The sequence below is a fragment of the Promicromonospora sp. NFX87 genome (assembly GCF_048564965.1).
Taxonomy (GTDB): domain Bacteria; phylum Actinomycetota; class Actinomycetes; order Actinomycetales; family Cellulomonadaceae; genus Promicromonospora.
The window spans coordinates 5862893-5886898 of record NZ_CP183413.1; the positions used below are offsets into that span (position 1 = coordinate 5862893).

Here is a 24006-nt window from a genome sequence, read left to right on the forward strand (position 1 = left end):
GACGGCCGGCCATGCTGGACCCCCGGGACGCCGACGCGCTTCCCGGGGAGGTGGACCCCGCGATGCGCGACGAGGTCGCGCACGCGACCGCACGCGCGCTGGTGGACCGGGCACGCACCACCGAGGATCCGGCTGTCGTGGAACGGCTCATCCACCTGGTCGAGAACGAGGGCCTCGACACCGTGGCGGGCCTGTGGGCGGACGCCGCCGCCGTCTCGCTGCCCGGGGCGCTCTGGCGGCTGTACGTGCTGCGTGAGTGGGTGCGCCGCGACATGCCTACCGTCATGCTCCGGTATCGACTCGGTGTGGAAGCCGCCCCGGTGCAGGAGGCCGTCGCGGGCGTCCCGAGCCCTCCGGAACCGGGAGACCTGCAGATCCTCGCCGACGCGGTGCTCTCCGGCGTCTTCACCGGCGACCTCGCCGTCGCCCTCGAACGGGCCGGCGCGTTCTGCCGCATCCTGTCGACCGGAGCCGCGTTCGACGCGGACTCCCGCGAGGTGGCCGACCCCACCGGCGCCACCCGGATGACCCGCAGCGCGAGCTCCCTGCTGCGCACCGCGGAGGAGCTGGAACGGGCCGGAGGCCTGTGGCGCACCGGCTCTCTCGAGTAGGCCGACAACCTGTCAAGTGGCGTTCGCCCATAGCGCTGTGACGTCGGACCCCCTTGGCAGATCCCCGCACACGATTAGGATGGTGCAAGCGACGCCGGGCTGCGGATGCCCCGGGCTCCACCTCAAGCCGCTACGAGCGGCCCCGCGCCGAGAGGCGCTCCCGGTTCGGCGTCGCTCCAACTTCCTCGCACGGCCGACGACACCGTCGGCGGAACCTTGCCCCGTGCACCCGTGCCCTTTGTCACGGGTTACCAAAGCGCAACCTTGCAAATTGGCGATAGTCGGCAAGCGCTCTACGCTGAACCTGTTCCAGAGCCCTTAGAACGGGAGCCCTCGTGCGCCTTACTCCGCGCGACACCAAGTACTTCGATCTTCTTGCCGACCTGGCCCAGCATCTGGTCCGGGGCTCGTCCCTCCTGGCGGAGCTGCTCGGTGCGGACCGGGCCGGACGGGAGAAGCTCGCCGACGAGATGCACGAGGTCGAGCATCTCGCCGACGACGCCACGCACTCGATCATGCGCCGCCTCAACCAGACCTTCGTCACGCCGTTCGACCGCGAGGACATCTCCGGTCTCGCCTCGGCGCTCGACGACTGCATGGACGAGATGGACGAGGCTGCTGAGCTCATCGTCCTGTACAAGGTCGAGGGTCTGCCCGACCGCGTGTCCGAGCAGGTCCAGGTGCTCCAGCGGTGCGCGGAGCTCACGGCGGAGGCCATGCCGCGCCTGCGCTCGATGGACAAGCTCGCCGACTACTGGGTAGAGGTGAACCGCCTCGAGAACCAGGCGGACAAGCTGCACCGCAAGCTGCTCGCCCAGCTCTTCGACGACTTCGCCGGCGACCCCGTCCTCCTGATGAAGCTGAAGGAGATCGTGGAGGTTCTCGAGAACGCCGCGGACAGCTTCGAGAAGGTCGCGAACATGGTCGAGACCATCGCCCTCAAGGAGTCCTGAGTTGGAGGTCGCTCTCGTCGTCCTCGTGGTGGCGCTCGCCCTGAGCTTCGACTTCACCAACGGCTTCCACGACGCCGCCAACGCCATCGCGACGTCGGTGTCGACGCGGGCGCTGACCCCGCGGGTCGCTCTCGTCATGGCGGCCGCCATGAACTTCGCCGGAGCGCTGCTGGGCACCGAGGTCGCGGAGACGATCGCGACGTCGATCGTCAACCTCGAGGGCGCCGGCACGCACGCCGAGCTCGCCGTCGTGCTGTGCGCGCTGCTCGGGGCGATCGTGTGGAACCTGATCACCTGGTGGTTCGGCCTGCCGTCGTCGTCCACGCACGCCCTGATCGGCGGGCTCGTCGGCGCGGGTATCGCGGGCGGCATGAGCGTCTACTGGTCCGCGATCGTGGACAAGGTGGTCCTGCCCATGGTCATCTCGCCGCTGGTGGGCTTCGGCCTCGCCTTCGCCGTGATGGTCGCGGTCATGTGGATCTTCCGCTACGCGGCGCCGGCCAGGACGAACCGCCGCTTCCGGATCGCGCAGACGGCGTCGGCCGCCGCCATGGCGCTCGGCCACGGCCTGCAGGACGCGCAGAAGACGATGGGCGTCATCTACCTGGCCCTGCTGACCGTGGGCTGGGCCAACGTGGACCAGGGCATCCCCCTGTGGGTCAAGCTCTCCGCGGCGGCCGCCATCTCCGCGGGCACCTACTCGGGCGGCTGGCGGATCATGCGCACGCTCGGCCGCAGGATCATCGAGCTCGACCCGGCCCGCGGCTTCGTGGCCGAGTCCGTCTCGGCGCTCGTGCTGTACGTCAACGCGTTCGCCCTGCACGCCCCGGTCTCCACCACGCACACGATCACCTCGGCGATCATGGGCGTCGGCGCCACCCGCCGGCTCTCCGCCGTGCGCTGGGGCGTCGCCAAGAACATCGCCGTCGCATGGGTCCTCACCATCCCGGCCGCCGCCCTCGTGGCAGCGCTCGCGACGTGGGCGCTCTTCCCGTTCCTGACCTGACCTGACCGGACCGGACCCGACCGGACCTGACCTGGTCAGGAACGCTCCCCGCGCGACTTGCACCGGGTGAGATCTAGCATCGATCGTATGAGCACCGCCTCCACGGCCCCGACTGCGGGCGCCAGATCAGCCCATCGCAAAGCAACGGCCCTCGCCTTCGCCGCAGCGGTGGGCGGCTTCTTGTTCGGCTTCGACAGCTCCGTGATCAACGGGGCGGTGAACGCCATCGAGGGCCAGTTCGCCCTGGACCCGTCGGTCACCGGGATCGTCGTCGCCATCGCCCTGCTCGGCTGCGCGCTCGGCGCGTGGGCCGGCGGCCGCCTGGCCGACCGCTGGGGCCGCACCCACGTCATGGTGATCGGCGCGATCCTGTTCTTCGTGTCGTCGATCCTGTCGGCCATCGCGTTCTCCGCGTGGGACCTGGCCGTCTGGCGCTTCATGGCCGGCGTCGGAATCGGCATCGCGTCAGTGATCGCGCCCGCGTACATCGCGGAGATCGCGCCCGCGGCCATGCGCGGCCGGCTGGGCTCGCTGCAGCAGCTCGCGATCACCATCGGTATCTTCGCCGCCCTGCTCTCGGACCAGATCCTGGCCGAGTCGGCCGGCGGCGCCGCCAACGTGCTCTGGCTCGGCTGGGAGGCCTGGCGCTGGATGTTCCTGGTGGCCGTGGTCCCCGCCGCCGTCTACGGCATCCTCGCCCTGCGTATCCCGGAGTCGCCGCGCTACCTCGCCGCCAAGGGGCGCGACGACGACGCGCGGGCCGTCCTGGCCAGCGTGCTCGGCCCCGACGAGGACGTCGACGACCGCCTCGCCCAGATCCACCACAGCATCGCGGTCGACGAGGCCAACACCAACCAGGCATCGCTCCGGGGCAGCGCCCTGGGCCTCAAGCCGATCGTCTGGGTGGGCATCCTGCTGTCGGTGTTCCAGCAGTTCGTCGGCATCAACGTGATCTTCTACTACTCGAGCACGCTGTGGCAGGCCGTCGGGTTCGACGAGAGCCAGGCTTTCCTGGTCTCCACCATCACGTCGGTCACCAACGTCGCGGTCACGTTCATCGCCATCGCCCTCATCGACAAGGTGGGCCGCCGCCCGCTGCTGCTCATCGGCTCGGCCGGCATGGCGGTGTCGCTGGGCCTCATGGCCGTCGCGTTCACCCAGGCGACCGGCTCGGGCGACGACATCTCGCTCAGCGGCCCCTGGGGGGTCATCGCCCTGATCTGCGCCAACGCGTTCGTCGTCTTCTTCGGCGCCTCGTGGGGGCCCCTCGTCTGGGTGCTGCTCGGCGAGATGTTCCCCAACCGCATCCGGGCCGCCGCCCTGGGCGTCGCAGCGGCCATGCAGTGGATCGCCAACTTCGCCATCACGCTGACGTTCCCGCCGATGCTCGCCGCCTTCGGCGCCAGCGTGCCGTACCTGATGTACGCGGCCTTCGCGGCACTGAGCTTCTTCTTCGTGCTCACCAAGGTGCCCGAGACCAAGGGTATGGAGCTCGAGGACATGGTCGAGCAGAGCCGCACCAAGGCCTGACCCGGGCGCACCACCCGACCGACCGACGACGGCGCCGTCCCCCACCAGGGGGCGGCGCCGTTCTGGTGCTCCGGGCTGCCTCTCGGACGGCGTGTCGCGCAGGTCACATAGGTACCGGCCGACCGACGCCCGCAGAACACTTGCGCCGAGCAACCATTATTCATATAGTTGCTCTAAGCAATCAATTGTGAGGCACCGATGACTTCCCCACCCAGCCGGACGCCGTCCGGCACCGAAGCTCCGGCCGTCACCCTGATCTCCGCGCTCCAGAGCCTTTCGCGCGCCCAGCGGGAAGCGGCGGCGCGGATCGCTCACGAGCTCGACTGGCCCCGGTCCGGCGTCGCCGTGCTGCACCTGCTCGCCAAGTGCGGCCCGACCTCCCTGACCGATCTCGCGGCGCACCTGCGCGTCGACCTCTCGGTCGCGAGCCGTCAGGTCAGCACGCTGGCCGACGCCGGCTACGTCGTCCGCACGGTCGACACCGAGGACCGCCGGGTCCGCACGGTGGAGCTGACCGACGCCGGGCGAGCCCTGGCGTCCGAGGCCGCCCAGCAGTACACGAACCTGATCGACCGGGCGTTCGCCGCCTGGTCGCCCGAAGACCTCGCCGAGGCGACCCGCACGCTGCACCGCCTCGTCGACACCATCAGTGCGGACACGGCGCACCGGAGATCACCCCAGAACCAGCAGGAGTTTGCATGACCAGCCCCACCACCCAGTCCACCGTGGTCGAGACCGACCACCTCCAGGGCGAACCACCCGCCATGACGCACAGCGAGGTTCTCCGGGCCCTGTCCGGGATCCTGCTGGGCATGTTCGTCTCGGTCCTGGCGATGTCGGTGGTCTCGTCGTCGCTGCCGAAGATCATCACCGACCTCGAGGGCAACCAGTCGGCCTTCACCTGGGTGGTCACCGCCACCCTGCTGACCTCGACGATCTCCACCCCGATCTGGGGCAAGCTCGCCGACCTCACGAACCGCAAGACGCTGATCCAGATAGCGCTGATCATCTCCGTGCTGTCCGCGGCCGCCGCCGGGTTCGCGCAGGACACCGGCCAGCTCATCGCCTTCCGGGCGTTCCAGGGAATCGGCGCCGGCGGCCTGCAGTCCCTCTCCGCCGTGCTCATCGCCGACATCATCAGCCCGCGTCAGCGCGGCCGGTACATGGGCCTCATGGGCTCGATCATGGGCATCGGCATGGTCGGCGGCCCGATCCTCGGCGGCTTCCTCACCGACGCCATCAGCTGGCGCTGGAACTTCTTCGTGGGCCTGCCGTTCGCGGTGGCCTCGATCATCGTGCTCCAGATGACGCTCAAGCTCCCGAAGCGACCGCGCGGCTCCGCCCGCATCGACGTCATCGGCGCCACGCTGATCTCGGCCGGCATCGCCACGCTGCTCCTGTGGATCACCTTCGCGGGCACCGAGTTCGACTGGATGTCCTGGCAGACGGCGGCCATGGTCGGCGGCTCCCTGCTGGTCCTGGCGATCGCCGTGCTCGTGGAGCTGCGGGTCAAGAACCCGCTCATCCCGATGTACCTGTTCAAGAACCGCACCCTGGTGCTCGCCGTCATCGGCTCGGTCGCCGTGGGTGTCGCGATGTTCGGCTCGTCGGTGTTCCTCAGCCAGTACATGCAGCTCTCGCGCGGCATGACGCCGACCGAGTCGGGCCTGTACACGATCCCGATGGTCGTCGGCCTGTTCCTGTCGTCGACGGTGAGCGGGCAGCTCATCTCCAAGACCGGGCGGTACAAGCCGTACATGGTCACGGGCGGCGTGCTGCTGACGGCCGGCCTGCTGCTCCTGTCGACGCTCGACTACCACACCTCGTTCGTGCTGGTGTCGATCTACCTGTTCGTGCTCGGTGCGGGTGTCGGCATGCTCATGCAGAACATGGTGCTGGCCACGCAGAACACGCTGCACATCAAGGACTCGGGCTCGGGTACGTCCACCGTGACGTTCTTCCGCTCGCTCGGCGGGGCCATCGGCGTCTCGGCGCTCGGCGCGATCCTGGGGCACAGCGTGAAGACCAGCCTCCAGGACGGCATCACCGAGATCGCCCCGGAGCTGGCGAAGCAGGGCATCGACCCGTCAGCCCTCGCCTCCGGGGGCGGCACACTGCCCGACCTGGCGACGCTGCCGCACATCCTGGTGGAGGTCGTCGAGAAGGCCTACGCGAACGGCATCGCGGACATCTTCCTCGCCGCCGTGCCGCTGGCCCTGATCGCGCTGCTCTGCGTCTCCCTCATCAAGGAGGTGCCGCTGGGCCACCGCTCGGGCATCGACCAGCTCAAGGACCTGGAACCGGCCGCAAGCTAGGCGGCGCCCCCGGTCGCCGAAGTAGAGCGCCTGTCCGAGTCTCCCCACCATCACCAGGGAGACCCGGACAGACGCTCTACTTCGGCATCGTCGGGGGATTTCGTGCCCACGGACTGTGCTCAGAAGGCCCGACACGTCATCATGGGCGCATGTTCCCGAGCACAGACAGGTCCGGCACGGACGCTTCCGACGACCAGGTCGCCGCCGGCAATGATGCCGACGACACGGTCGTCGACGGCGCGGTCGCTGACGACGGGACCGACCTGGGACCGTTCGAGGGTCTGGAGCGGGAGATCCGCCTGCTGATCCGCCGCGCGCAGTCCTCAGGGACGTCGATCGCGCGCCGGGTCCATCCGGAGCTGGACGCCAGCGCGTACCCGCTCCTGGCGCACGTCGCCGAACGGCCGGGCGCGCGCGGCTCCGACCTCGCCACCTTCTTCGGTGTCGGTCGCGCCACCGTGTCGCGGCAGCTCAGCCGCCTGGCCGAGCTCGGCCTCGTCGAACGCACCGTCGACCCGGACGACAGCCGCGGACAGCGCATCACCCTCACGCCCGACGGCGCCGCCCGGCTGGACCGGGCCCGCTCCAGCCGGGTGGCGATGCTGGAGGGGGCGCTGGCCACCTGGGAGACCGAAGAGGTCAGCCAGCTGGCCAGGCTCCTCAACCGCTACTCGGCGGACATCGTCGCGTGGAAGCAGAGCCACTGACGGGTCCGCCGGTGGTCAGCTCTCCTCGAACGTGAGGCTCACCGAGTTCATGCAGAACCGGTCGCCGGTCGGCGTCTGCGGCGCGTCGTCGAAGACGTGCCCCAGGTGGGAGCCGCACGTGGCGCAGCGCACCTCGGTGCGGACCATGCCGAGCGAACGGTCCTCGATCAGCTCGACCGAGTCCCCCGCGAGAGGGCTGTAGAACGACGGCCAGCCGCAGTGCGAGTCGAACTTGGTGTCCGAGCGGAACAGCTCGGCGTCACACGCGCGACACCGGTAGACACCCGTGCGCTTCTCGTCGAGCAGCTCGCCCGTCCACGCCCGTTCGGTGCCCGCCTGGCGCAGCACCGCGTACTCCTGGGACGAGAGCTGCTCGCGCCACTCCTGGTCGGACTTCGAAATCTTGTAGGTCATCTCGACACCTCCGCGCTGTGCAACTCCTGGTCGGTACCCGCTGTTCCCACCTGACCACGAAGTAGAGCGTGTGTCCGGTCTCCCCTGGTGGATACCCAGTGGAGACCGGACACACGCTCTACTTCGCGGTGCTGAGGTCAGGCGTTCGGGGTGCTCGCCCCGCGGCCACGGCCGCCACGCCGACGACGGCGGGGAGCACCCGCGGCGTCCGTCCGCGGGAAGTGGTCGGCCGCGGTACGTCCGCCGCCCGACGCCGGACGACCCGCACTGCGCTGGCCGGTCGACTGGCCGGCGCCCTGGCTGCGCGGCTGGCTCTGCCGGCCGCCACCCTGCCCGCCGGCCTGGCCACCGGTCTGACCCGTGGTCTGCGCGCCGGAGCGTGAGCGTCCACCCTGCTTGCGCGGCTGGCTCTGGCGGACCGGCTGCGGGGCCGGCGGCACGTACTCGACGTACGGCGCGACCTCGCCGACCAGGCTGGTCACCGTCGCGTCGCCGGGACGGACGTCCTGGGGACGGGCGGTGATCTTCGCCTTGCGGGTCAGGTCACGCACGTCGCCGCGCTCCTCGGGCAGCATGATGGTCACGACGTCGCCGCCGGAACCGGCACGCGCCGTCCGCCCCGAGCGGTGGAGGTACGCCTTGTGCTCTGCGGGCGGGTCCACGTGCACCACGAGCTCGACGTCGTCCACGTGGATGCCACGCGCGGCGATGTCCGTCGCGACGAGCACCCGGACCTCACCGGACGAGAACGCGGCGAGGTTGCGCTCGCGCGCACCCTGGCCGAGGTTGCCGTGCAGGTCGACGGCGGGCACGCCCGCTGCGGTGAGCTGCTTGGCGAGCTTCTTGGCCTGGTGCTTGGTCCGCATGAAGAGGACGCGGCGGCCGGTGCCCTGCGCGAGCTGGTGCACCACGTTCTTCTTCGCGTCCTTGTCGGACACGGCGAGGATGTGGTGCGTCATCTGCGGGGGCGGCGCGGCGGCGTCGTCCACGGAGTGGGTGACCGGCTGGTTCAGGTACCGCTTGACCAGCACGTCCACGCCGTTGTCCAGCGTGGCCGAGAACAGCAGGCGCTGGGTCTTCGCGGACGTCCGGTCCAGGATGCGCTTCACGCCGGGCAGGAACCCGAGGTCGGCCATGTGGTCGGCCTCGTCGAGCACGGTGATCTCGACGTCCTCGAGCGTGAGGTGCCGCTGGCCGAGCAGGTCCTCGAGCCGGCCGGGGCAGGCGATGACGATGTCGACGCCGGCGTTGAGCGCGGTGACCTGACGCGACTGCGCCACGCCGCCGAAGATGGTGGTGGTCTTCAGGCCCAGGGCCTGCGCCAGCGGCGCGATCGACTCGTCGATCTGGTTCGCGAGCTCACGCGTGGGGGCCAGGATCAGTGCGCGGGGGCGACCCGACGCGCGACGGGTCTGTCCCGCGGCGGCCGAACGGGCGCCGGACGTCGCGAGACGCGTCACGACCGGGAGGGCGAACGCGAGGGTCTTGCCGGAGCCGGTGCGGCCGCGGCCGAGCACGTCGCGGCCGGCGAGGGAGTCCGGCAGGGATGCCGTCTGGATGGGGAACGGCGAAGTGATGCCGCGGTCTGTCAGGACGCGCACAACGGGCGCGGGCAGACCGAGGTCGGCAAACGTAGTCAAAGGAGATGGGCCTCTCGGGCTCGGTGGCGGCGCGGATCGCGCCGGTTGTCCGCCGTGCTCTCACACCGGGCGGCGGGGTGCTAACCCGGGCCGGGGCCACGACGTCGGGCGGATGGAGCCGCCCACGACCACCCACTATCTCACGTCATCGTGACCGGTGGCTGCGGAGAACGTCACGTTCCGTGTGGTTCTATGTGGCGCATGATTCCCGCAGCGACCAGCTCGGCCGGACCGTTCGCCGCCATCGGTGACGTGCTCGGCACCATCTGGACAAACGCGGTCACCCCGGTGGACCCGCCGTCGAACCTGATGGTGATCGGCATGTGCGCGGTCGCGCTGATCGTCGTCCTGTACCGGCCCTTGTGGCACGTGACGCGGCACGTCATCACCATCGCCCACGAGGCGTCGCACGGCCTCGGCGCCTTGCTCACGGGCCGCAAGCTCGAAGGCATCCGGCTGCACTCCGACACCTCCGGCCTGACCGTGTCGCGCGGCAAGCCCCGCGGACCGGGCATGGTCATCACCGCGTTCGCCGGCTACGTGGGGCCGGGCCTCATCGGCCTCGGGGCCGCGTGGCTGCTCAAGCTCGGTTACGCCGTCGGGCTGCTGTGGCTGCTCGTGGCGCTCCTCGCGCTGCTGCTCCTGCAGATCCGTAACTGGTTCGGGCTCTGGTCGATCCTCGTCAGCGGCACCGCGCTCGTGTTCGTGACCTGGTTCCTGGAGCCCGAGGTGCAGAGCGCCGTCGCCTACGCGGTGACGTGGTTCCTCCTGCTGGGCGCGGTGCGCCCCGTGTTCGAGCTCCAGATCCAGCGCTCCCGCGGCCAGGCCCGGACGTCGGACGCCGACATGCTCGCCCGCCTGACCGGCGTCGGCGGTCTGTTCTGGGTGGCGATGTTCCTGCTCGTCACCCTGGGGGCGCTGACGCTCGGCGGCGCGTGGATCCTCGGGGTCGCGCTCTACTTCGGCAGTTCGGCGCCCGAGCGGGCGCCAGGGATCACGCCGTGGGCGTGAGCACGAATCCCGGACCCTCAGCACCTGGGTCGGTGTCCAGGGTCAGCGTGTCCAGAGCAGGAGCAGCCTCCGCCTCGACGAACACGTTGGTGGCACCCGAGGCGTCGACGACCTGGTCGTCGGGCTGCGGGGCCGGAACCAGCGCGAGCTCGAAGTTGCCGGGCTGGCCGGACGCCTGCGCGATGCGCAGCCCGCCTTCGACCGGCACACCAGCCTGCTGAGCGAGGTCCTGGACGGCCGTACGGGCATTGTCGGTCACGGTGAGCACGTTGAGCTCCTCAGATTGGTTCTCCGCGGTCCCGACCACCGAACCAAGCCCACCGGCACAGCGCAAGCGTGAGACGCATTTAACCCGATATCTCCCGGTGAGTGAGACAGCGGGTGACAGAGGCCACTCGAAGACGTACGGTGCCCCGCTCGGCCGCGTCTACGACCTCACCGCACCTGACCGGTAGGCTTTCTACTCGCGCCGCCCGGATGCCGGGCACGCGGGCCTCTAGCTCAACTGGCAGAGCAGCGGACTTTTAATCCGCGGGTTCCGGGTTCGATCCCCGGGGGGCCCACCATCACGATCGCGAGCAGCCCTTCCCTTCCTCGGCACGCCACGGCGAGCGCCGGCCCGGGCCAAAACACTTAGCCCTTGCGCTAAGTGTTCTCCGCGCTAATACTTAGCCTCATGGCTCAGCATTCAGCAGTGCTCGACGGCGTCTTCGTGGCCCTCGCGGACCCGACCCGGCGCGCGGTGGTCCGGCGGCTCGGCCGCGGGCCGGCAAGTGTCGGCGACCTCGCCAAGGACGCCCCGATGACGTTGCCGTCGTTCATGAAGCACGTGCGGGTGCTCGAGTCGAACGGCCTGATCCGCACCGCGAAGTCGGGCCGGGTGCGCACCTGCGAGCTCAACAAGGAGCAGTTCGCGCTCGTCGAGGACTGGCTCGCCGAGCAGCGCAGCATCTGGACAGGCCGCACCGACCGCCTGGAGCAGTTCGTCACCGAGGAGAACGCATGAACCCCGAGCTCGACCTCAGCATCGACCGCATCATCCGCGCGCCCCGCAAGCAGGTGTGGGACGCCTGGACCCAGCCGGCCAAGCTGGCGCAGTGGTGGATCCCCGCCCCTACCCGGTGCCGCGTCGAGCGCCTCGACGTCCGCGCCGGGGGCGGCTTCGTCACGCTGATGAGCGACGACGGCGAGGCGTTCGTCCCGCACCTGGACGCCTGCTTCCTCGCCGTCGACGAGTACGAGCGCATCGTCTTCACCAACGCGATCAACAGCGAGTGGCGCCCGACGAGCCCGGCGCCGGTCCCGATGACCGCGGAGGTAGTGCTGCGGGACCACCCGGACGGCACCGACTACCGGGTCGTCGTGCGCCACGGCGATCCCGCCGACCGCGTCCGGCACGCCGAGCTGGGCTTCACCGAGGGCTGGGGCTCGACCACCGACCAGCTCGCGCGCCTGGTCAGCACCGCTCCCGCGGTGTAGCGTCGGCGATCCCGCGGCGAACACCTCGCCGCCGTCGATGGACCGGTGCCGCCGCTGAAAGGCACCCCCTCATGTTCATTCGTCCGGGAGACACCGCCACGATCAGGTGAGCGGGTCCAAGTCGAAGCCGACCGAGCTCCGCCGACGACGACGCACCAGGCAGCACGGCTGCTGGGGCCATCTCGTCGTCGCTCCGCTCTGGGTCGCGTACGAAGCGAACCTCGGGACCCTGCTGCGCACGTGCGACGCCGTCGGCGCCTGCCTGGCCGTCCCCCGCACGCCGCACTACAAGGAGGCGCTGGCCAGGGGCGACACCCTGCGCGGGCGGCGGCCCTGCATCCACTGGGTGGCGCCGTCGAAGGAACGCTGGCTCGACGAGCAGCGGGACGGCGGCTTCCGGCTCGTCGCCGTCGAGCTGGCCGACGGCGCGACTCCCCTGCCGCGCCTCGAACCCGCCCGGAGCCCCACGGTCCTCCTGCTCGGGCACGAGCACCAGGGCGTGCCGGACGACGTGCTCGCGGACGTCGACGAGTGTGTCGAGATCCCGATGACCGGCTGGGGTGCGAGCCTGAACGTAGCGGTCGCGGGGAGCCTCGTCGTCTACCGGCTCGCGGGCCTGTCGTGACAGGTCGTCCACGGAATGCGCACCACCGTGCGCTCCGCGACCGGTACCGTGGTCGCCCACCCGATGCTGAGGGGCTCACATGACACAGCTCGACCGCCGCACAACTCTGGCAGGCGCTGCCGTCGTCGCGTTCGATCCGATGACGTCACAGTGGCTCACCAGCTTCGCGGAGAACACCGGAGCGGTCCCGAGTCCTCGCCTCGACGGCGAGCTCGTCACGGACGACGCATCCCTCACCGAGGCCGCCACCGACTACGGGCACCTGGTCCACCGGCGCCCGCGTGCGGTGCTGCGGCCGGGATCGGTCAGCGACGTCGTCACCGTGGTGCGTTTCGCGAACGAGCACGGCATCACGGTCGCCGTCCGCGGGCAGGGCCACTCGACGTTCGGCCAGGCGCAGGCCGACTGCGGCATCGTCATCGACTCCCGCACGCTCGCCACGATCCACGAGATCACGCCCGACCGGGCGGTGGTCGACGCCGGCGTGCAGTGGCTGGACCTGGTCCGCGCGGCCCTGACCGTCGGCGTCGCGCCGCCGGTCACCACCGACTACCTCGGCCTCTCGGTCGGCGGCACGCTGTGCGTCGGCGGGATCGGTGGCGCCTCGCAGCACTTCGGGCTGCTCGTGGACAACACGTTCGAGCTCGAGGTGGTCACGGGCGACGGCCGGCTCGTCACGTGCTCCGCCGATCACGAGCGCGAGCTGTTCGAGGCGGTGCTCGGCGGGCTCGGCCAGTTCGCCGTCATCGTGCGCGCGACGGTCCGGCTCGTGCCGGCACCGGCCATGGCCCGCGTCTACACGCTGACGTATCCGAAGGTCACCGACCTGACGGCCGCCCAGCGCACGGCTCTGGCCGACGGCCGCTTCGACTACCTGGAGGGTCAGCTCGTCCCCACCGACGACGACGGCTTCGCGTTCGTCCTGGAGGGCGGGGCCTGGTTCACCAGCGAGCCGCCCGACGACGACGCCCTGCTCGCCGGCCTCGCCCCCTCCGGTGTCGACGTCGCGGACCTGCCGTACTTCGAGTGGCTGAACCGGATCTACGAGACCGTCGAGCAGATCGAGGCGCTCCGACTGCCCGGGCCGTGGCTCAACGTGCTCGTCCCGGACGCGGCGACGGACGACGTGGTCACCGAGCTCCTGACCACCCTCACCCCCGCCGACGCCGGCGGCGTCGCCCTGCTCTACCCGACCAACCGGTCGCTGATCAGCCGCCCGCAGGTGATGGTCCCCGAGGGCCCGGTGTTCTTCCTGCTCGCGCTGCTCCGCGCGGTGAGCCCGCCCGACGACGCCGAGGCGGAACGCCTCATCGCCGAGAACGACGTGCTGTACGCCAAGGTCCGTGCCGTCGGCGGCACCAACTACCCGGTCAACGCCCTGCGCCTGACCCCCGCCGACTGGCGCACCCACTATGGAGAGCGCTGGCCCGCCGTGCGCAGCGCCAAGGAGCGGTACGACCCCCGCCAGGTGCTCACGCCCGGTCAGGGCATCTTCGAGGACGTCAGCAGAGCTCCTGGTACTCCTTGAGACCCTCGACCGTCGAGGCGACGTCGAGCTCCAGCTGTTCGCCCTGCGCCAGGTCGAGCGACTTCTGCAGCTGCAGGAACGGCACCCGGATCTTCTCCACCGGGCCCCTGAACTCCTCGGGCACCCGCGCCTCGAGCCGGCCGAGCTCCACCGCGGTCGCGTGCATCTGGTCGGCCGCCTGGCCGTCGAGCCCGTCGCTCGCGCCGACGAGTGCGGTGCCGATGCGCTCCTCGAGCGTCTTGTCGTTGTCCACGTACATCGCGGCGCAGGCCTGGTTCGCGTCCAGCGGCGCGTCCGGGTCGGGCTTCGCGGAGGGTGCTGCGCTCGTGCTGCCGGACGGCGACGCGCTCGCCCCGGCGTCGGCGTCGGCGCCGGCCGAGCAGCCGGCGAGCAGGACGAGCGTGGCAGCTGCGACGAGGGCCCCGCGGGCCCGGAAGCCGGCCGGGGCGGTGATGACAGGTCGGACCATGGCGGACATGAAACCACCAGGCGCTGGGAATTCGCGCATCCGGCGGGTTTCGGCCGGGTGGCCGACACGGCTGCCTCAGGGCCGGGCGGTGAACGGTCCCGGAACACTCCCGGAATTCGCCCGCCTCCCGCTGGGAAGCCACGCGAGAGCGGCCTAGCGTGGTGAGTGAACCGCAGACCCGGAGGTCAGCATGGCCGTCGCCAGTCCCGCAGTCATCGCCCATCGCGGGTACTCCGCGGTAGCCCCGCAGAACACGCTCGCCGCCGTCGAGGCCGCGTGCCGCGCGGGCGCGAACGCCGTCGAGATCGATCTTCAGCCCACCGCCGACGGCGTGGGCGCCGTGATCCACGACGAGACCGTCGACGCCACCACCGACGGCACAGGCAAGGTCTCCACCCTGACCTCGCACGAGGTGCTCGGGCTCGACGCCGGCGCACGCTTCTCCCCCGCGTTCAGGGGACAGCGCGTGCCCACGCTCGCCGACGTGCTGGGCGTGCTCGCGCGGCACCCGGACACCGACCTGCTGCTGGAGCTCAAGGGCTCGTGGACCACTGACCAGGTCGAACGCGTCGCCGCCACGATCGCCGAGGCCGGGTTCGACCACCGCGTCCTCGTGCAGAGCTTCTGGCCGGGCACCGTGGCCACGGTGCGCGACGTCGCGCCGCACCTGCCGGGCGGCCTGCTCGTCTCGTTCGACCCGCCCGGGCTGCTGCGCCTCTGCGAGCGCCTTCGTGTGGTCGCCTGCAACCCGTCGGTCGCGACGGTCGCGGGCAGCCCGCGCCTGGTGTCCCGCCTGCACGCCGCCGGCCTGCGGGTCATGTCCTGGACGGCGAACGACCCCGCCGCGTGGACGACGCTCGTCGACACCGACGACGGCGCGGGCGTCGACGGCGTCATCACCGACCGGCCGGAGCGGTTCGCCGGCTGGATCGCCGGGCGGCTCGCCGGGCGGAACGACCAGCAGGCCGCGCCGTCGCTGCCGGGCCGAGGCGGGATCCGGTTGCGGCGGCGGCGCGTCCCTGCGCAACGGGTGGTGGCGGGTACCGCCTGACGCCTGTCGGATGCGGCGGCGTGCGGGCTACGCCCGGTGCAGCCAGCCGTGCAGGCTGCGGGTCACCCACGGAAGCACCCAGTACGCCATGATCGGCGTCAGGATCAGCGTCGAGATCAGCACCTTGAGCACCAGCGCGACGTCGTCCCAGCCGGGCACCAGGTAGGTGAACAGGGCCGTGAACAGCAGGTTCACCGGGAAGAACCCGAGCCAGATGCTCGTCGCCTGCTTCCACCGGGGCGGCACGACGACGGCTGCGACGTCGGCCGGCTCGTCGGTGCGTGTCGGGTCCTCGAACCAGCCCTCGATGCCCGTCCGCTGCTGGTAGCGCAGCTCCTCGACGAGGCCCGTGCCCTGCGCCAGCCAGTCCCGCCGTTCGGCGGACTGCTCCCAGGCGGCGAGCCGGTCGGCGTCGGCGAAGCGGTAGAGCATGTGCCAGTCGCGGGAGCCCTCGGCGGCGCGGATCCAGCCCGAGCCGAGAAAGCCGTCCCACCGGTTGGCGAGGTTGACGCCCGACTGCACCCAGCGGGTGACCTCGGGGACGTGGTCGGGGTTGACGATGCGGTGGATGGACACGGTGACGGGTTGTCCGGCGGGGATGGGCACGGATCCGTTCGCGGCCTGGTCGTGATGGGCCATGCTCGAAGTGTCACGTATGGCCCCGCGCCCTTCAATGTGAGCGCGCACACCCCAGGTTGTCGGCCCTTCACGTTCGCACCACCATCTGCCCCCAGTTTTTGTGAGGCACGCCTCCGCGGAGGGGGTTCCATAACTCTTGGACAGTCGTCCAGCATTGAATGTCGCCGCATGGAACCAACCCCCCCTGGGCCTCCCGGCCCGGTTCCACGCGGCGACCGCCATGACCTCCGCGACCCGTCGCGCGCCGTGGCCAGACAGCAGCAGGCGCACCCGTCACCGTCCGCCAGAGGGATCAGCCCCTCACGGTGTCAGCGTGCCCAGCCGCAGAACGGAAGCTCAGCGTGCCCCAGACGCCGAACCCCGTCGCGCCCCGCACGGCGCGCCTTGTCCCTGTCCCCGAGTGTCAGGATCGTCCTTGACGCACGGCGACCACGCACTCGTTCCCCGTCGTACGCGACGCCCGGGCGCCAGCGGAGCACATGCCGCGGTGGCCTCGGGCCACCCCCTGGTGCGCCGCTCGTCGTTCGCGATAGCCGCCGCACTCACCTCGGTCGCCCTGACCACCACAGCGGCGGTCAGCCTCACCGGGAACGACGGCAGCGCCGTCGGCTCCCCGGGCAGCGCGGCAGCCGCTGAGCGCGCCGCACAGACCGGCCCTGTCGTCGTCGGCAGCGCGATCGTCACCGACCCGGCGTTGCGGTCCGCCTCCGAGAAGGCGACCGCCGTCCTGAGCGACGCCGACTACGTGACCCGCGAGGGCGACCTCGACCGCAAGGAGCGCAAGCAGCTCCGGGCGGCCGCCCGGAACCTGCGGTCCATGCTGGAGCAGGCCAGTGACAGCTCGGGTACCGGCGTCGCCGGCGCCCGGCAGGCCGCTGCCGCCTCCCGGGACGGCGAGCGGGCGTCGCTCGCCGAACGTGCGGCGGACGCCTCCGCCGCCAAGGCGGACGCCTCCCCGAGCCCGGCAGCCACCGAGCCGACCAACCTGGCCGGCACCGTCACGGGTGTCGCCCCGCTCGCCGAGCAGGGGGCCGCTGGCCGCCCCGTCCTCGAGACCCCGCTCGCGGCCTCGGTCGACCTGGCCACCCGGCCGCAGCAGGCGGACGCCGGGAACGGCGCCGGGAAGACCGCCGACCCGGCGGCGCCGTCGGCCACCCGCATCGAGAAGGAGACGGCTTCGCTCCAGCGGCTCATCACGAAGGCCGACGGCGACGCGGTCGTGTCCGTCAAGGCGGGCCCGACGCCGGAGGAGATCGCCGCCGCGAAGAAGGCCGCCGAGGAGCGGCGCGAGGCCCGTGCGGCACGTGCCGCCGAGCGCGAGGCCGCCAAGGCACGGGCGGCAGCTGCCGCTCGGGTCGCCGAGGCCAAGGAGATGGCGAAGGCCGCGCAGGGCTACGGCAACGGGCAGATCCCGTCGAGCGTGCTCTGCGACCTGGGCTGGGCGCCGGACCAGCTGCTGCGGTGCGACGCCGCGGTCGAGCTGGAGAACCTGAACGACGCCTTCCGCGCGGAGTTCGGCCGGAACCTGGACGTGACCGACGGGTACCGCTCCTACGCGGAGCAGCTGTCGGTAGCGGCGTCGAAGGGCGGCCTCGCGGCAGTGCCCGGTACCTCCAACCACGGTTGGGGGCAGGCGGTAGACCTGTCCGGCGGCATCGAGTCGTTCGGCACCGCGGAACACGCCTGGATGGTCGCCAACGCCGGGGAGTACGGCTGGAAGCACCCCGCCTGGGCCCAGGCGGGCGGCAGCAAGCCGGAAGCCTGGCACTGGGAGTACGGCACCTCGTACTGACCGGTGCCACGAAGCCGGCCCCGCGAGGCTCAGCCTCGTGAGGCCGGCTTCGTCATGCCCAGCCGAGCTCGTGGAGCCGTTCGTCGTCGATCCCGAAGTGGTGGGCGATCTCGTGGACCACCGTCACCGCCACCTCCTCGACGACGTCCTCACGTGTCTCGCAGAACGCGAGCGTCGGGTTACGGAAGATGGTGATGCGGTCGGGGAGCGCGCCGGCGGCCCACATGTGATCGCGTTCCGTGAGCGGCACTCCCTCGTAGAGGCCCAGCAGGTCCGGATCGTCGGCGGGCGCGTCGTCCTCGACGAGCACCACCACGTTGTCCATCTGCGCCGCGAGATCCGGCGGAACGAGGTCCAGCCCCTCGCTGACCGCTGCCTCGAAGTCCTCTCGCGTCATCTCCACCACGCACCCATCATCCCTGACAGGAGCCCGCGCGGGACCATCTCGTGGACTGTGCAGCGGGACCGCCGACCGACTGTAGACTTGCCAGGTCCCAGCCCCCATCGTCTAGCGGCCTAGGACCCCGCCCTTTCACGGCGGTAGCACGGGTTCGAATCCCGTTGGGGGTACGAAGGGGCTCGTCAGAGCCAGGTTTTGAGCGTTGTGAGGCAGGTCATCCTGTCGGGGCCCGAATCTGATTTCAGGTTCGGCCCCGGGATGGGTTAAGGTTCTCACGGTTCGAAAAGAGCCCCCCGGATGCGGGTAAGCATCCAAGGCCCTGTAGCGCAGCTGGTTAGCGCGCCGCCCTGTCACGGCGGAGGTCGCGGGTTCAAGTCCCGTCAGGGTCGCGCGAGGTACGCCCGGGTTGTCGGTAGTCTCGACTATCCGGGCGTTCGCGCTAGGGCTCTGTAGCTCAGTTGGTAGAGCGTTCGACTGAAAATCGAAAGGTCACCGGATCGACGCCGGTCGGAGCCACCTCAAAAACACCGCATGACCTGCGGAAACGAAGCGGCCCGCACACTCTCGGAGTGTGCGGGCCGCTTCGTTTTGATCTTGCATGACAAATTGCATGACATCCTCCTTGGCGCCGTCCTCCTCAGCCACGACTTGAGGCGAACCGTCAGCCGCATCTGGCCAGCACCCGTGGAGCTCGGCGGACTGGCGCAGGCTCCGGCAGGCCAGATCACCCTGACGGATTGGCATCGGCGGTGGCATCGATCCCTGACTCCTCCGGAGCGGCTGTGCGCAACACAGAGAGGATCAGCGGGTGATTCCGCCTCCGCCATTGGTGGCGCCGTTCCATCGGGCGGGAAGTCGTCGTAGATTCCGGTCATGCCTGAGCAACCGCCGTCGTTCACTGATTGGCTCGAAGCGGTCGGAACTGTGGGATCACTGTTCGTCGCACTCTCCATCCTCATGCTCGATCGCCGAAATCGAAAACGCGAGCAAGCCAAAGGGATCCACTTCTGGGTCGAGGTGACCGACCAAGAGTATGCGAAGATTCGCAATCTGAGCTCGGCCCCGATCGCAATGCCCCGCGTGTACTTTCGCCCCTGGACGATCCCCGAACAGATCTGGTTCTGGATTCGTCACCCCGTTCGCACGGTGCGGCGGTTGCGCGGCGGCCGACGATTTTTTCGTTCACGCAGCGTCGGGACGTGGCAGTGGGGGTTCGAGAGAGGTGAGGACCCGGCTGCTCAGTACGTCGAGCCAGGAGAAGTCCTGACGAGTCCGATACCCCCAGGGATCACCGGCGTCGATCAGCGAATGCACATTGTCTTCAAGGACGCAGCAAGCAATTACTGGGCGATTGACGACGAAGGACACCGCATACGGGGCGGCCCTCTCGGGTTTGCGCGCGAGATGCGACTTGGGCAGAAGTTTCTCTGGATGCAGACGGCAAGGCAAATGGGTATATCCGTCCGAGACCTCATGCGCAGACTAGACAGCAGGGAAAAGGCAGATACAGACGACGTGCAGTCAGCGTAGGGCTACCAGTATTTGGGGGCCGGCGGCCGCACCCCGCACCCGAGAGTGCTGAAGGTGTCAGCCACCGACCCAGGTTCCGAAAGGGCCGACTAAAAGCCCTCTCGCCCCTCCGCCTCTGCTGGGCCAAACAGCGGTTCCATGTGCCAGCCCACGCCCACCTCGTTTACCGGGAAGAGGTCATCCATCTTTGCCCCCGCCGTCTGGATCACCGGCCGCAGCTCGTGCCGGTAGACCTGTTCGGTGACGACGGTGCTGCTGTGCCCAAGGGTCCGGGACACCTCTTCCAGCGGCACCTCTCCGGCCGACATCACCGACGTGTAAGTGTGCCGCCAGTCGCGCGGCGTCCACTCGTCGGGGACGATTCCCGGCACCTTGGCGAGCGCTCGACGAACGTCGCGGGCGACGTTCCGGGAACTCATCATGGTTCCGTTGCGGGTGCCGAACACGAAGCCGTTCGGGTCCCACTCCCTACCGAGTTTCATGTCCCGCTCGATCTGCCGAGTCCTGTGGAGTCGCAGCGACGCCACAACGACGGCGGGCAGGGCGAGTGTGCGGCGAGACAGCTTGGTCTTGGTGTCGCCCTTCCGGCGAGCAGAGCGCCACACCATGACGCTCGGCGGACGGCCCGTCTCCGGGGCGCCGTCCAGGTCGACGCGGTCCCACTTGAGCGCGCGGACCTCCTCGGTACGCAGCCCGGTCAAGATCGACAGGACGATGTAGGGATAGATGGGGTCGCTCTTGCAGTGCTCCAGCACAGAGCGGACCTGTGCCTCTGTCATCGACCGCGACGCCCGACCCTCACGGCCCTCGGGAACTGTGCACAGCTCAACCACGTTCCGGGCCGCCATGCCTCGTGCCATGGCGCGCTTCACCGAGCGGTTCAGGTCCGAGTGGAGCTGCTTGAGCATCGACGTGCCGAGAACCGTCGTCAGCGAGGCCAACCACTCCTCGACCTCGGTCGCGGTCAAGTCCCGCAGACGGCGCTTACCGAGGGCCGGGATCAGGTGTCGCTCACAGTTGAACCGGTACCCCTCCCACGTGTTGTCGGCGGTCTTGCCCTGCCCGTACCTGAGCCAGTCCCGCACCGCGTCCTCGACCTTGTATCGGGCGGCCTCGACAGTCAGCCCGTCTTCGTACTCCTTGACCTTGCGGCGCAGCTCCTTGATGGCCGCAGTCTCGCTCTTGCCATAGCCGCGTCGCACGACGCGCTTGCCGCGTGCATCGAACGCGACGGTCACTTCCGCGATGTACCCATCACTACGGGGGTTCGGGTAGACACTCCCCTCACCGTGCGGCAGCTTCGTCCGGGTGGTCCGCTTGCTCTCGCTCATGCTGCACTCCCGAGGGTGTCGATGTACTCGCCCAGGGCGGCGACGGGCACCAGTCGGCGGGTGCCGATCTTGACCGTGCGGAGCTCACCGGAGCGGATGATTTCGTAGACCATGGCGCGGGAGAGCCGGAGCGCTTCAGCGGCTTCCTCGACGCGGTACAGCAGGGGGACGACGGCGGTGATGGTGGGCGCGGTCTCGACGTAGACAGGCGGGGTTGAGGTTGCCATGGCACGTCTCCTTCCGGGCAGTTCGCGGGGTGGTGCGGGTGGTGGTTCGAGGGGGTCAGCCCTGGCAAACGCCAGGGCTGACCTGCCAGGCATGAAAAGCGGTGCTGACCTGCTGTTTCATGCCTGGCATATGCAGCCCTGGCAGGCATGGCAGATGCCAGGGCTGTGGGTCAGTGGCGCAGCCGGAGCATCGTTCGGGGCTGTCCCCGGTACTCGTCGTCTGCCCGCTCGACGAGTCCCCGGGCGATGAGCGCATCGGCAGCGGCCTCGAAGTACTCACGGAGGTTCTTACCCAGACCCGAACGGACGGTGCTCGACGGGACCGCGTCGGTGGAGAGCCGGGCGAGGATCTTCTCGGCCGTGCGTCGGACGACGGCGTCGTCCTGATGCTCGTCGAACGCGGCCCGTGCCTCGGCCCGCTCGCGCACGGCGTGGGCGGCGTCGGCGCGCAGGGCCTCCCGCATCCGGTTGCGGGTGTGGTCAGAGACGCCCATGACGTAGTCGGCCAGGCTCCAGTCACTTTCTGTGACGTCGGTGCGGCGGGCCAGCAGCGCGAGCAGGGCTGCGACCTTGAGCCGCACGAGCGACTGTTGTCCGTTGTCGTCGGTCAGCTCCTCGCGCAGCCGGGCACGGCGCTCGGCCTGGAGCCGGGCCTTGATCGGTGCGGCCACGTTCAGGTGCACGCGCCGCTGCTCCGTGCACAGCACGGGCGAGGTCCAGGTCAGCGGGTCCGGTGCGGGCGGGAGCTCGTCGGGTGCGCCGGGGTCGGTGGCGGGCATCCACAGGAACCGCTGCGGTGTTCCGCCGGCGGCGTCGTCGAGCAGCGGTCCCGCCTTGCGTGGCTGGACACCGGCGACGAGTGCGGCCCGGTAGGAGTGCGCGGGGACGATCTTGCGGCGGGTGGCGTCGGCGTTCTGGAAGCCCAGGCCCTCCCCCGTGAACATCTTGCGGACCTCGGACGCGAGGGTGGATGCCTTGCGACCGACGAGCGCGGTGAGGGTGTCTACCTCGGGGACGTCGAACCACACGGAGTGGACGGCGGGGGTGTCTTCGCCGTCGTCGTCGGTGTCGGTGAACACGTGCGCCATGCCCTCGCCGGAACCGAGGGGGCGCTCGACGATCAGGCGCCCGCCGCCGGGCGGGATGCTGAGGAACCCCTCGGCGGCACGGGTGGCGACGCCCTTACCGACGCCGGACGGTGCGACGAGCCCGACGAACAGGTTGAGCGACGCGACGGCGGAGGCGTCGTTGCCCAGCGGCGGCAGGACGACGACGGGCGGCACCGACAGTGCGACGCGGGCCAGGGTGCAGCCGAGCACTGCCCAGGGTGAGGCCATCGCGGCGCGGGCGTACTGACGCACGGCGGCGAGCTCGGGGCGTGCTTCCCAGAACACGGACTCGGGGTCCAGGTCCTCAGTTCCGGTGTGGAGCTCGGGCGTCGTGGCGGTCATCGGGCGACCTCCTCGGTGGGCAGGCGACGCCAGGTCGCGAGCGGCGTGCCGTCGGTGTCGGTCATCGCCGCGACGCCGTCAGTCACCTCGTCGGTGAGCCACGCGACGTCAGACACCGTCCGGACGTAGAGCCGCTCAACCGTCGGGAAGATCCACCGCCAGGTGACGCGGCGCATGACGAACGTGTCCAGGTCCACCACCGCGAGCAGGTCGCCTACGGGGCTGGTCTCGACGCGTACGGGGTAGGTTCCGGCCTGCGCCTCGGAGTACTCGAGCCGCCGGTGCTGTCCGGGCTGGGCGGGCCAGTAGCACCAGCTCGTGTGGGTGCGGTGGACGTCGAGAACGAACGCCTCGACGTGGTGGGCGGGCTTGGCCGGCACAGCGGTCAGGTGACGGGTGGTGTGCTTCATGGTCGTGTCTCCCTCGGGGTCAGGCGGCGTCGCGGACGGAGTACAGAGCGGGCGTGGCAGGCCAGGTGGCCAGGCACTCGGCAGGCGTCGGGAGCGGCTTGGCCTCGCCCCACGCAGCCCCGGGGCGGGCCCTGTTCGGGCGGACCGCGTCGGACATGGCGCGGTACGCGCGCCACTTCTCGGATGCCTCGTCATCGGCCAGGCGGCGGCCCTCGGGGATGCCGTCGGCGTGCCCGACGTCGTACCCCTCGACGAACCCGACGACACGGCCGTCGTGACGACCGACGGCGTGGCCGGTGGTGTAGCCGTGCAGCCACGCGGCGATGACCTGACGGGAGTAGGCGCGACCGGCGGGCGGTGTGCTGGTCATGGCGGGTCTCCGTTCCTGTTCTGCGGCCTGTTTTTGGCATGAGCGGGGTAGGGACACGGCGGGTAGCGGTAGCGGCCCGCCGTGCCCTCAGCAGTGCGTGAGGTAGGGGTTCTGGGGTGCGCCGCGAGGGGGCGCTACCCCGCTACTTCCGCAGAATCCTGCGGTTTGTGGCGGTAGCGGGGCCGCTACCGGTAGCGGGTCCTGCGCTACCGTTCGCCGGGTGCTCGACGAGCTCGGTGGGGGTGGTGGTGATGGCTACCTCGGCGGGTGCGGGACCGAGGGCGAGGCGGGCCATGAGCAGGATCAAGCCACCACCCAGCGCGCCGACGGCGATCACGGAGGTGATCGTGGCGACCAGGTCCAGACCGAGCAGCGACGCGGCGATGGTCAGGCCCATTGCGACGGCGAACACGACTTCGCTGCGGTGGATTGCGCGCTCGACGGCGGCGACGAGCTTGCGGGCCGCGTGCACGAGCTCGGCGTACTCGGCGGAGCTGAGGTTGTCGTTGCGGTTCAC

At 70.3% G+C, this 24006-nt stretch carries 27 protein-coding genes and 4 tRNA genes; 19 read left to right on the top strand and 12 right to left on the bottom strand.

Features of this window, described 5'->3' with window-relative positions; all coding sequences use genetic code 11:
• The first annotated feature begins 11 nt into the window (after window positions 1–11).
• The 7 genes from ACNYC2_RS26245 (at window position 12) to ACNYC2_RS26275 (ending at window position 7122) form a co-directional block, all read left to right on the top strand.
• On the top strand, window positions 12–611 hold the full coding sequence (locus tag ACNYC2_RS26245; RefSeq protein WP_377136613.1) for a hypothetical protein: 600 nt from the start codon (window positions 12–14) through the stop codon (window positions 609–611).
• A 335-nt stretch (window positions 612–946) separates the two neighbouring features.
• The gene (locus ACNYC2_RS26250) at window positions 947–1564 is read left to right on the top strand and encodes a DUF47 domain-containing protein (protein WP_116673298.1); all 618 of its coding nucleotides are present in this window, start codon (window positions 947–949) and stop codon (window positions 1562–1564) included.
• A gap of 1 nt (window position 1565) precedes the next feature.
• Window positions 1566–2570, top strand: coding sequence for an anion permease (locus ACNYC2_RS26255; protein WP_419704571.1), 1005 nt, complete (start codon window positions 1566–1568; stop codon window positions 2568–2570).
• An 87-nt stretch (window positions 2571–2657) separates the two neighbouring features.
• A complete protein-coding gene (locus ACNYC2_RS26260; RefSeq protein WP_419704572.1) occupies window positions 2658–4100 on the top strand; it encodes a sugar porter family MFS transporter in 1443 nt (480 codons plus the stop codon).
• Between the two features lie 198 nt (window positions 4101–4298).
• Window positions 4299–4802, top strand: coding sequence for a MarR family winged helix-turn-helix transcriptional regulator (locus ACNYC2_RS26265; protein WP_419704573.1), 504 nt, complete (start codon window positions 4299–4301; stop codon window positions 4800–4802).
• Window positions 4799–6415 (top strand): MDR family MFS transporter, encoded by a 1617-nt coding sequence (locus tag ACNYC2_RS26270; RefSeq protein WP_419704574.1) that lies wholly within the window; start codon window positions 4799–4801, stop codon window positions 6413–6415. Before ACNYC2_RS26265 ends, ACNYC2_RS26270 begins: the two co-directional genes overlap by 4 nt.
• A gap of 149 nt (window positions 6416–6564) precedes the next feature.
• Window positions 6565–7122 (top strand): MarR family winged helix-turn-helix transcriptional regulator, encoded by a 558-nt coding sequence (locus ACNYC2_RS26275; protein WP_419704575.1) that lies wholly within the window; start codon window positions 6565–6567, stop codon window positions 7120–7122.
• A gap of 15 nt (window positions 7123–7137) precedes the next feature.
• On the opposite strand, the gene msrB is transcribed toward ACNYC2_RS26275, so the two are convergent.
• Both msrB and ACNYC2_RS26285 read right to left on the bottom strand, forming a co-directional pair.
• Complete coding sequence (msrB, locus tag ACNYC2_RS26280; RefSeq protein WP_108495362.1) at window positions 7138–7536, bottom strand: peptide-methionine (R)-S-oxide reductase MsrB; 399 nt, start codon at window positions 7534–7536, stop codon at window positions 7138–7140.
• 137 nt (window positions 7537–7673) lie between these two features.
• The gene (locus ACNYC2_RS26285; RefSeq protein WP_419704576.1) at window positions 7674–9176 is read right to left on the bottom strand and encodes a DEAD/DEAH box helicase; all 1503 of its coding nucleotides are present in this window, start codon (window positions 9174–9176) and stop codon (window positions 7674–7676) included.
• Between the two features lie 192 nt (window positions 9177–9368).
• Between ACNYC2_RS26285 and ACNYC2_RS26290 the strand changes: the two genes are divergently transcribed.
• Entirely contained in the window at window positions 9369–10187 is an 819-nt protein-coding gene (locus ACNYC2_RS26290; protein WP_419704577.1) for a M50 family metallopeptidase, read from the top strand.
• Here the strand turns inward: ACNYC2_RS26290 and ACNYC2_RS26295 are convergent.
• Window positions 10171–10455: an iron-sulfur cluster biosynthesis family protein gene (locus ACNYC2_RS26295; protein ID WP_116677444.1), complete on the bottom strand. Its 285-nt coding sequence runs from the start codon at window positions 10453–10455 to the stop codon at window positions 10171–10173. The genes ACNYC2_RS26290 and ACNYC2_RS26295 overlap by 17 nt on opposite strands.
• A 222-nt stretch (window positions 10456–10677) precedes the next feature.
• Between ACNYC2_RS26295 and ACNYC2_RS26300 the strand changes: the two genes are divergently transcribed.
• From ACNYC2_RS26300 to ACNYC2_RS26320, 5 genes are all read left to right on the top strand, one after another.
• A tRNA-Lys gene (locus ACNYC2_RS26300) sits at window positions 10678–10753 on the top strand.
• A gap of 110 nt (window positions 10754–10863) precedes the next feature.
• Entirely contained in the window at window positions 10864–11193 is a 330-nt protein-coding gene (locus tag ACNYC2_RS26305) for an ArsR/SmtB family transcription factor (RefSeq protein ID WP_419704578.1), read from the top strand.
• Window positions 11190–11666, top strand: coding sequence for an SRPBCC domain-containing protein (locus tag ACNYC2_RS26310; RefSeq protein WP_419704579.1), 477 nt, complete (start codon window positions 11190–11192; stop codon window positions 11664–11666). Before ACNYC2_RS26305 ends, ACNYC2_RS26310 begins: the two co-directional genes overlap by 4 nt.
• 106 nt (window positions 11667–11772) lie before the next feature.
• Entirely contained in the window at window positions 11773–12291 is a 519-nt protein-coding gene (locus tag ACNYC2_RS26315) for a TrmH family RNA methyltransferase (RefSeq protein WP_419704580.1), read from the top strand.
• 79 nt (window positions 12292–12370) lie between these two features.
• Window positions 12371–13819 (top strand): FAD-binding protein, encoded by a 1449-nt coding sequence (locus tag ACNYC2_RS26320; RefSeq protein WP_419704581.1) that lies wholly within the window; start codon window positions 12371–12373, stop codon window positions 13817–13819.
• Here the strand turns inward: ACNYC2_RS26320 and ACNYC2_RS26325 are convergent.
• Window positions 13794–14288, bottom strand: a complete 495-nt coding sequence (locus ACNYC2_RS26325; RefSeq protein WP_419704582.1) for a hypothetical protein — start codon at window positions 14286–14288, stop codon at window positions 13794–13796. The genes ACNYC2_RS26320 and ACNYC2_RS26325 overlap by 26 nt on opposite strands.
• 190 nt (window positions 14289–14478) lie before the next feature.
• Here ACNYC2_RS26325 and ACNYC2_RS26330 point away from each other — a divergent pair, with 190 nt between their 5' ends.
• On the top strand, window positions 14479–15339 hold the full coding sequence (locus ACNYC2_RS26330) for a glycerophosphodiester phosphodiesterase (protein ID WP_419704583.1): 861 nt from the start codon (window positions 14479–14481) through the stop codon (window positions 15337–15339).
• A gap of 27 nt (window positions 15340–15366) precedes the next feature.
• On the opposite strand, the gene ACNYC2_RS26335 is transcribed toward ACNYC2_RS26330, so the two are convergent.
• Window positions 15367–15978: an antibiotic biosynthesis monooxygenase gene (locus ACNYC2_RS26335; protein ID WP_419704584.1), complete on the bottom strand. Its 612-nt coding sequence runs from the start codon at window positions 15976–15978 to the stop codon at window positions 15367–15369.
• Window positions 15979–16393: 415 nt separating this feature from the next.
• Between ACNYC2_RS26335 and ACNYC2_RS26340 the strand changes: the two genes are divergently transcribed.
• Entirely contained in the window at window positions 16394–17770 is a 1377-nt protein-coding gene (locus ACNYC2_RS26340) for a M15 family metallopeptidase (protein ID WP_419704585.1), read from the top strand.
• 52 nt (window positions 17771–17822) lie between these two features.
• On the opposite strand, the gene ACNYC2_RS26345 is transcribed toward ACNYC2_RS26340, so the two are convergent.
• Complete coding sequence (locus ACNYC2_RS26345) at window positions 17823–18167, bottom strand: metallopeptidase family protein (protein WP_357503921.1); 345 nt, start codon at window positions 18165–18167, stop codon at window positions 17823–17825.
• Between the two features lie 100 nt (window positions 18168–18267).
• Here ACNYC2_RS26345 and ACNYC2_RS26350 point away from each other — a divergent pair.
• The 4 genes from ACNYC2_RS26350 (at window position 18268) to ACNYC2_RS26365 (ending at window position 19700) form a co-directional block, all read left to right on the top strand.
• Window positions 18268–18340: transfer RNA gene (locus tag ACNYC2_RS26350), tRNA-Glu, on the top strand.
• Window positions 18341–18485: 145 nt separating this feature from the next.
• Window positions 18486–18559: transfer RNA gene (locus ACNYC2_RS26355), tRNA-Asp, on the top strand.
• Between the two features lie 54 nt (window positions 18560–18613).
• Window positions 18614–18686 (top strand) — tRNA-Phe (locus ACNYC2_RS26360).
• A 357-nt stretch (window positions 18687–19043) separates the two neighbouring features.
• A complete protein-coding gene (locus ACNYC2_RS26365; protein ID WP_419704586.1) occupies window positions 19044–19700 on the top strand; it encodes a hypothetical protein in 657 nt (218 codons plus the stop codon).
• An 89-nt stretch (window positions 19701–19789) separates the two neighbouring features.
• On the opposite strand, the gene ACNYC2_RS26370 is transcribed toward ACNYC2_RS26365, so the two are convergent.
• From ACNYC2_RS26370 to ACNYC2_RS26395, 6 genes are all read right to left on the bottom strand, one after another.
• Complete coding sequence (locus ACNYC2_RS26370; RefSeq protein ID WP_419704587.1) at window positions 19790–21031, bottom strand: site-specific integrase; 1242 nt, start codon at window positions 21029–21031, stop codon at window positions 19790–19792.
• Window positions 21028–21258, bottom strand: coding sequence for a helix-turn-helix domain-containing protein (locus ACNYC2_RS26375; RefSeq protein ID WP_419704588.1), 231 nt, complete (start codon window positions 21256–21258; stop codon window positions 21028–21030). The genes ACNYC2_RS26370 and ACNYC2_RS26375 overlap by 4 nt, the downstream gene beginning before the upstream one ends.
• 170 nt (window positions 21259–21428) lie before the next feature.
• Entirely contained in the window at window positions 21429–22709 is a 1281-nt protein-coding gene (locus tag ACNYC2_RS26380) for a hypothetical protein (protein ID WP_419704589.1), read from the bottom strand.
• The gene (locus ACNYC2_RS26385) at window positions 22706–23119 is read right to left on the bottom strand and encodes a hypothetical protein (protein WP_419704590.1); all 414 of its coding nucleotides are present in this window, start codon (window positions 23117–23119) and stop codon (window positions 22706–22708) included. Before ACNYC2_RS26385 ends, ACNYC2_RS26380 begins: the two co-directional genes overlap by 4 nt.
• Before the next feature lie 19 nt (window positions 23120–23138).
• The gene (locus tag ACNYC2_RS26390) at window positions 23139–23489 is read right to left on the bottom strand and encodes a hypothetical protein (RefSeq protein WP_419704591.1); all 351 of its coding nucleotides are present in this window, start codon (window positions 23487–23489) and stop codon (window positions 23139–23141) included.
• Window positions 23490–23631: 142 nt separating this feature from the next.
• The gene (locus tag ACNYC2_RS26395) at window positions 23632–24006 is read right to left on the bottom strand and encodes a hypothetical protein (RefSeq protein ID WP_419704592.1); all 375 of its coding nucleotides are present in this window, start codon (window positions 24004–24006) and stop codon (window positions 23632–23634) included.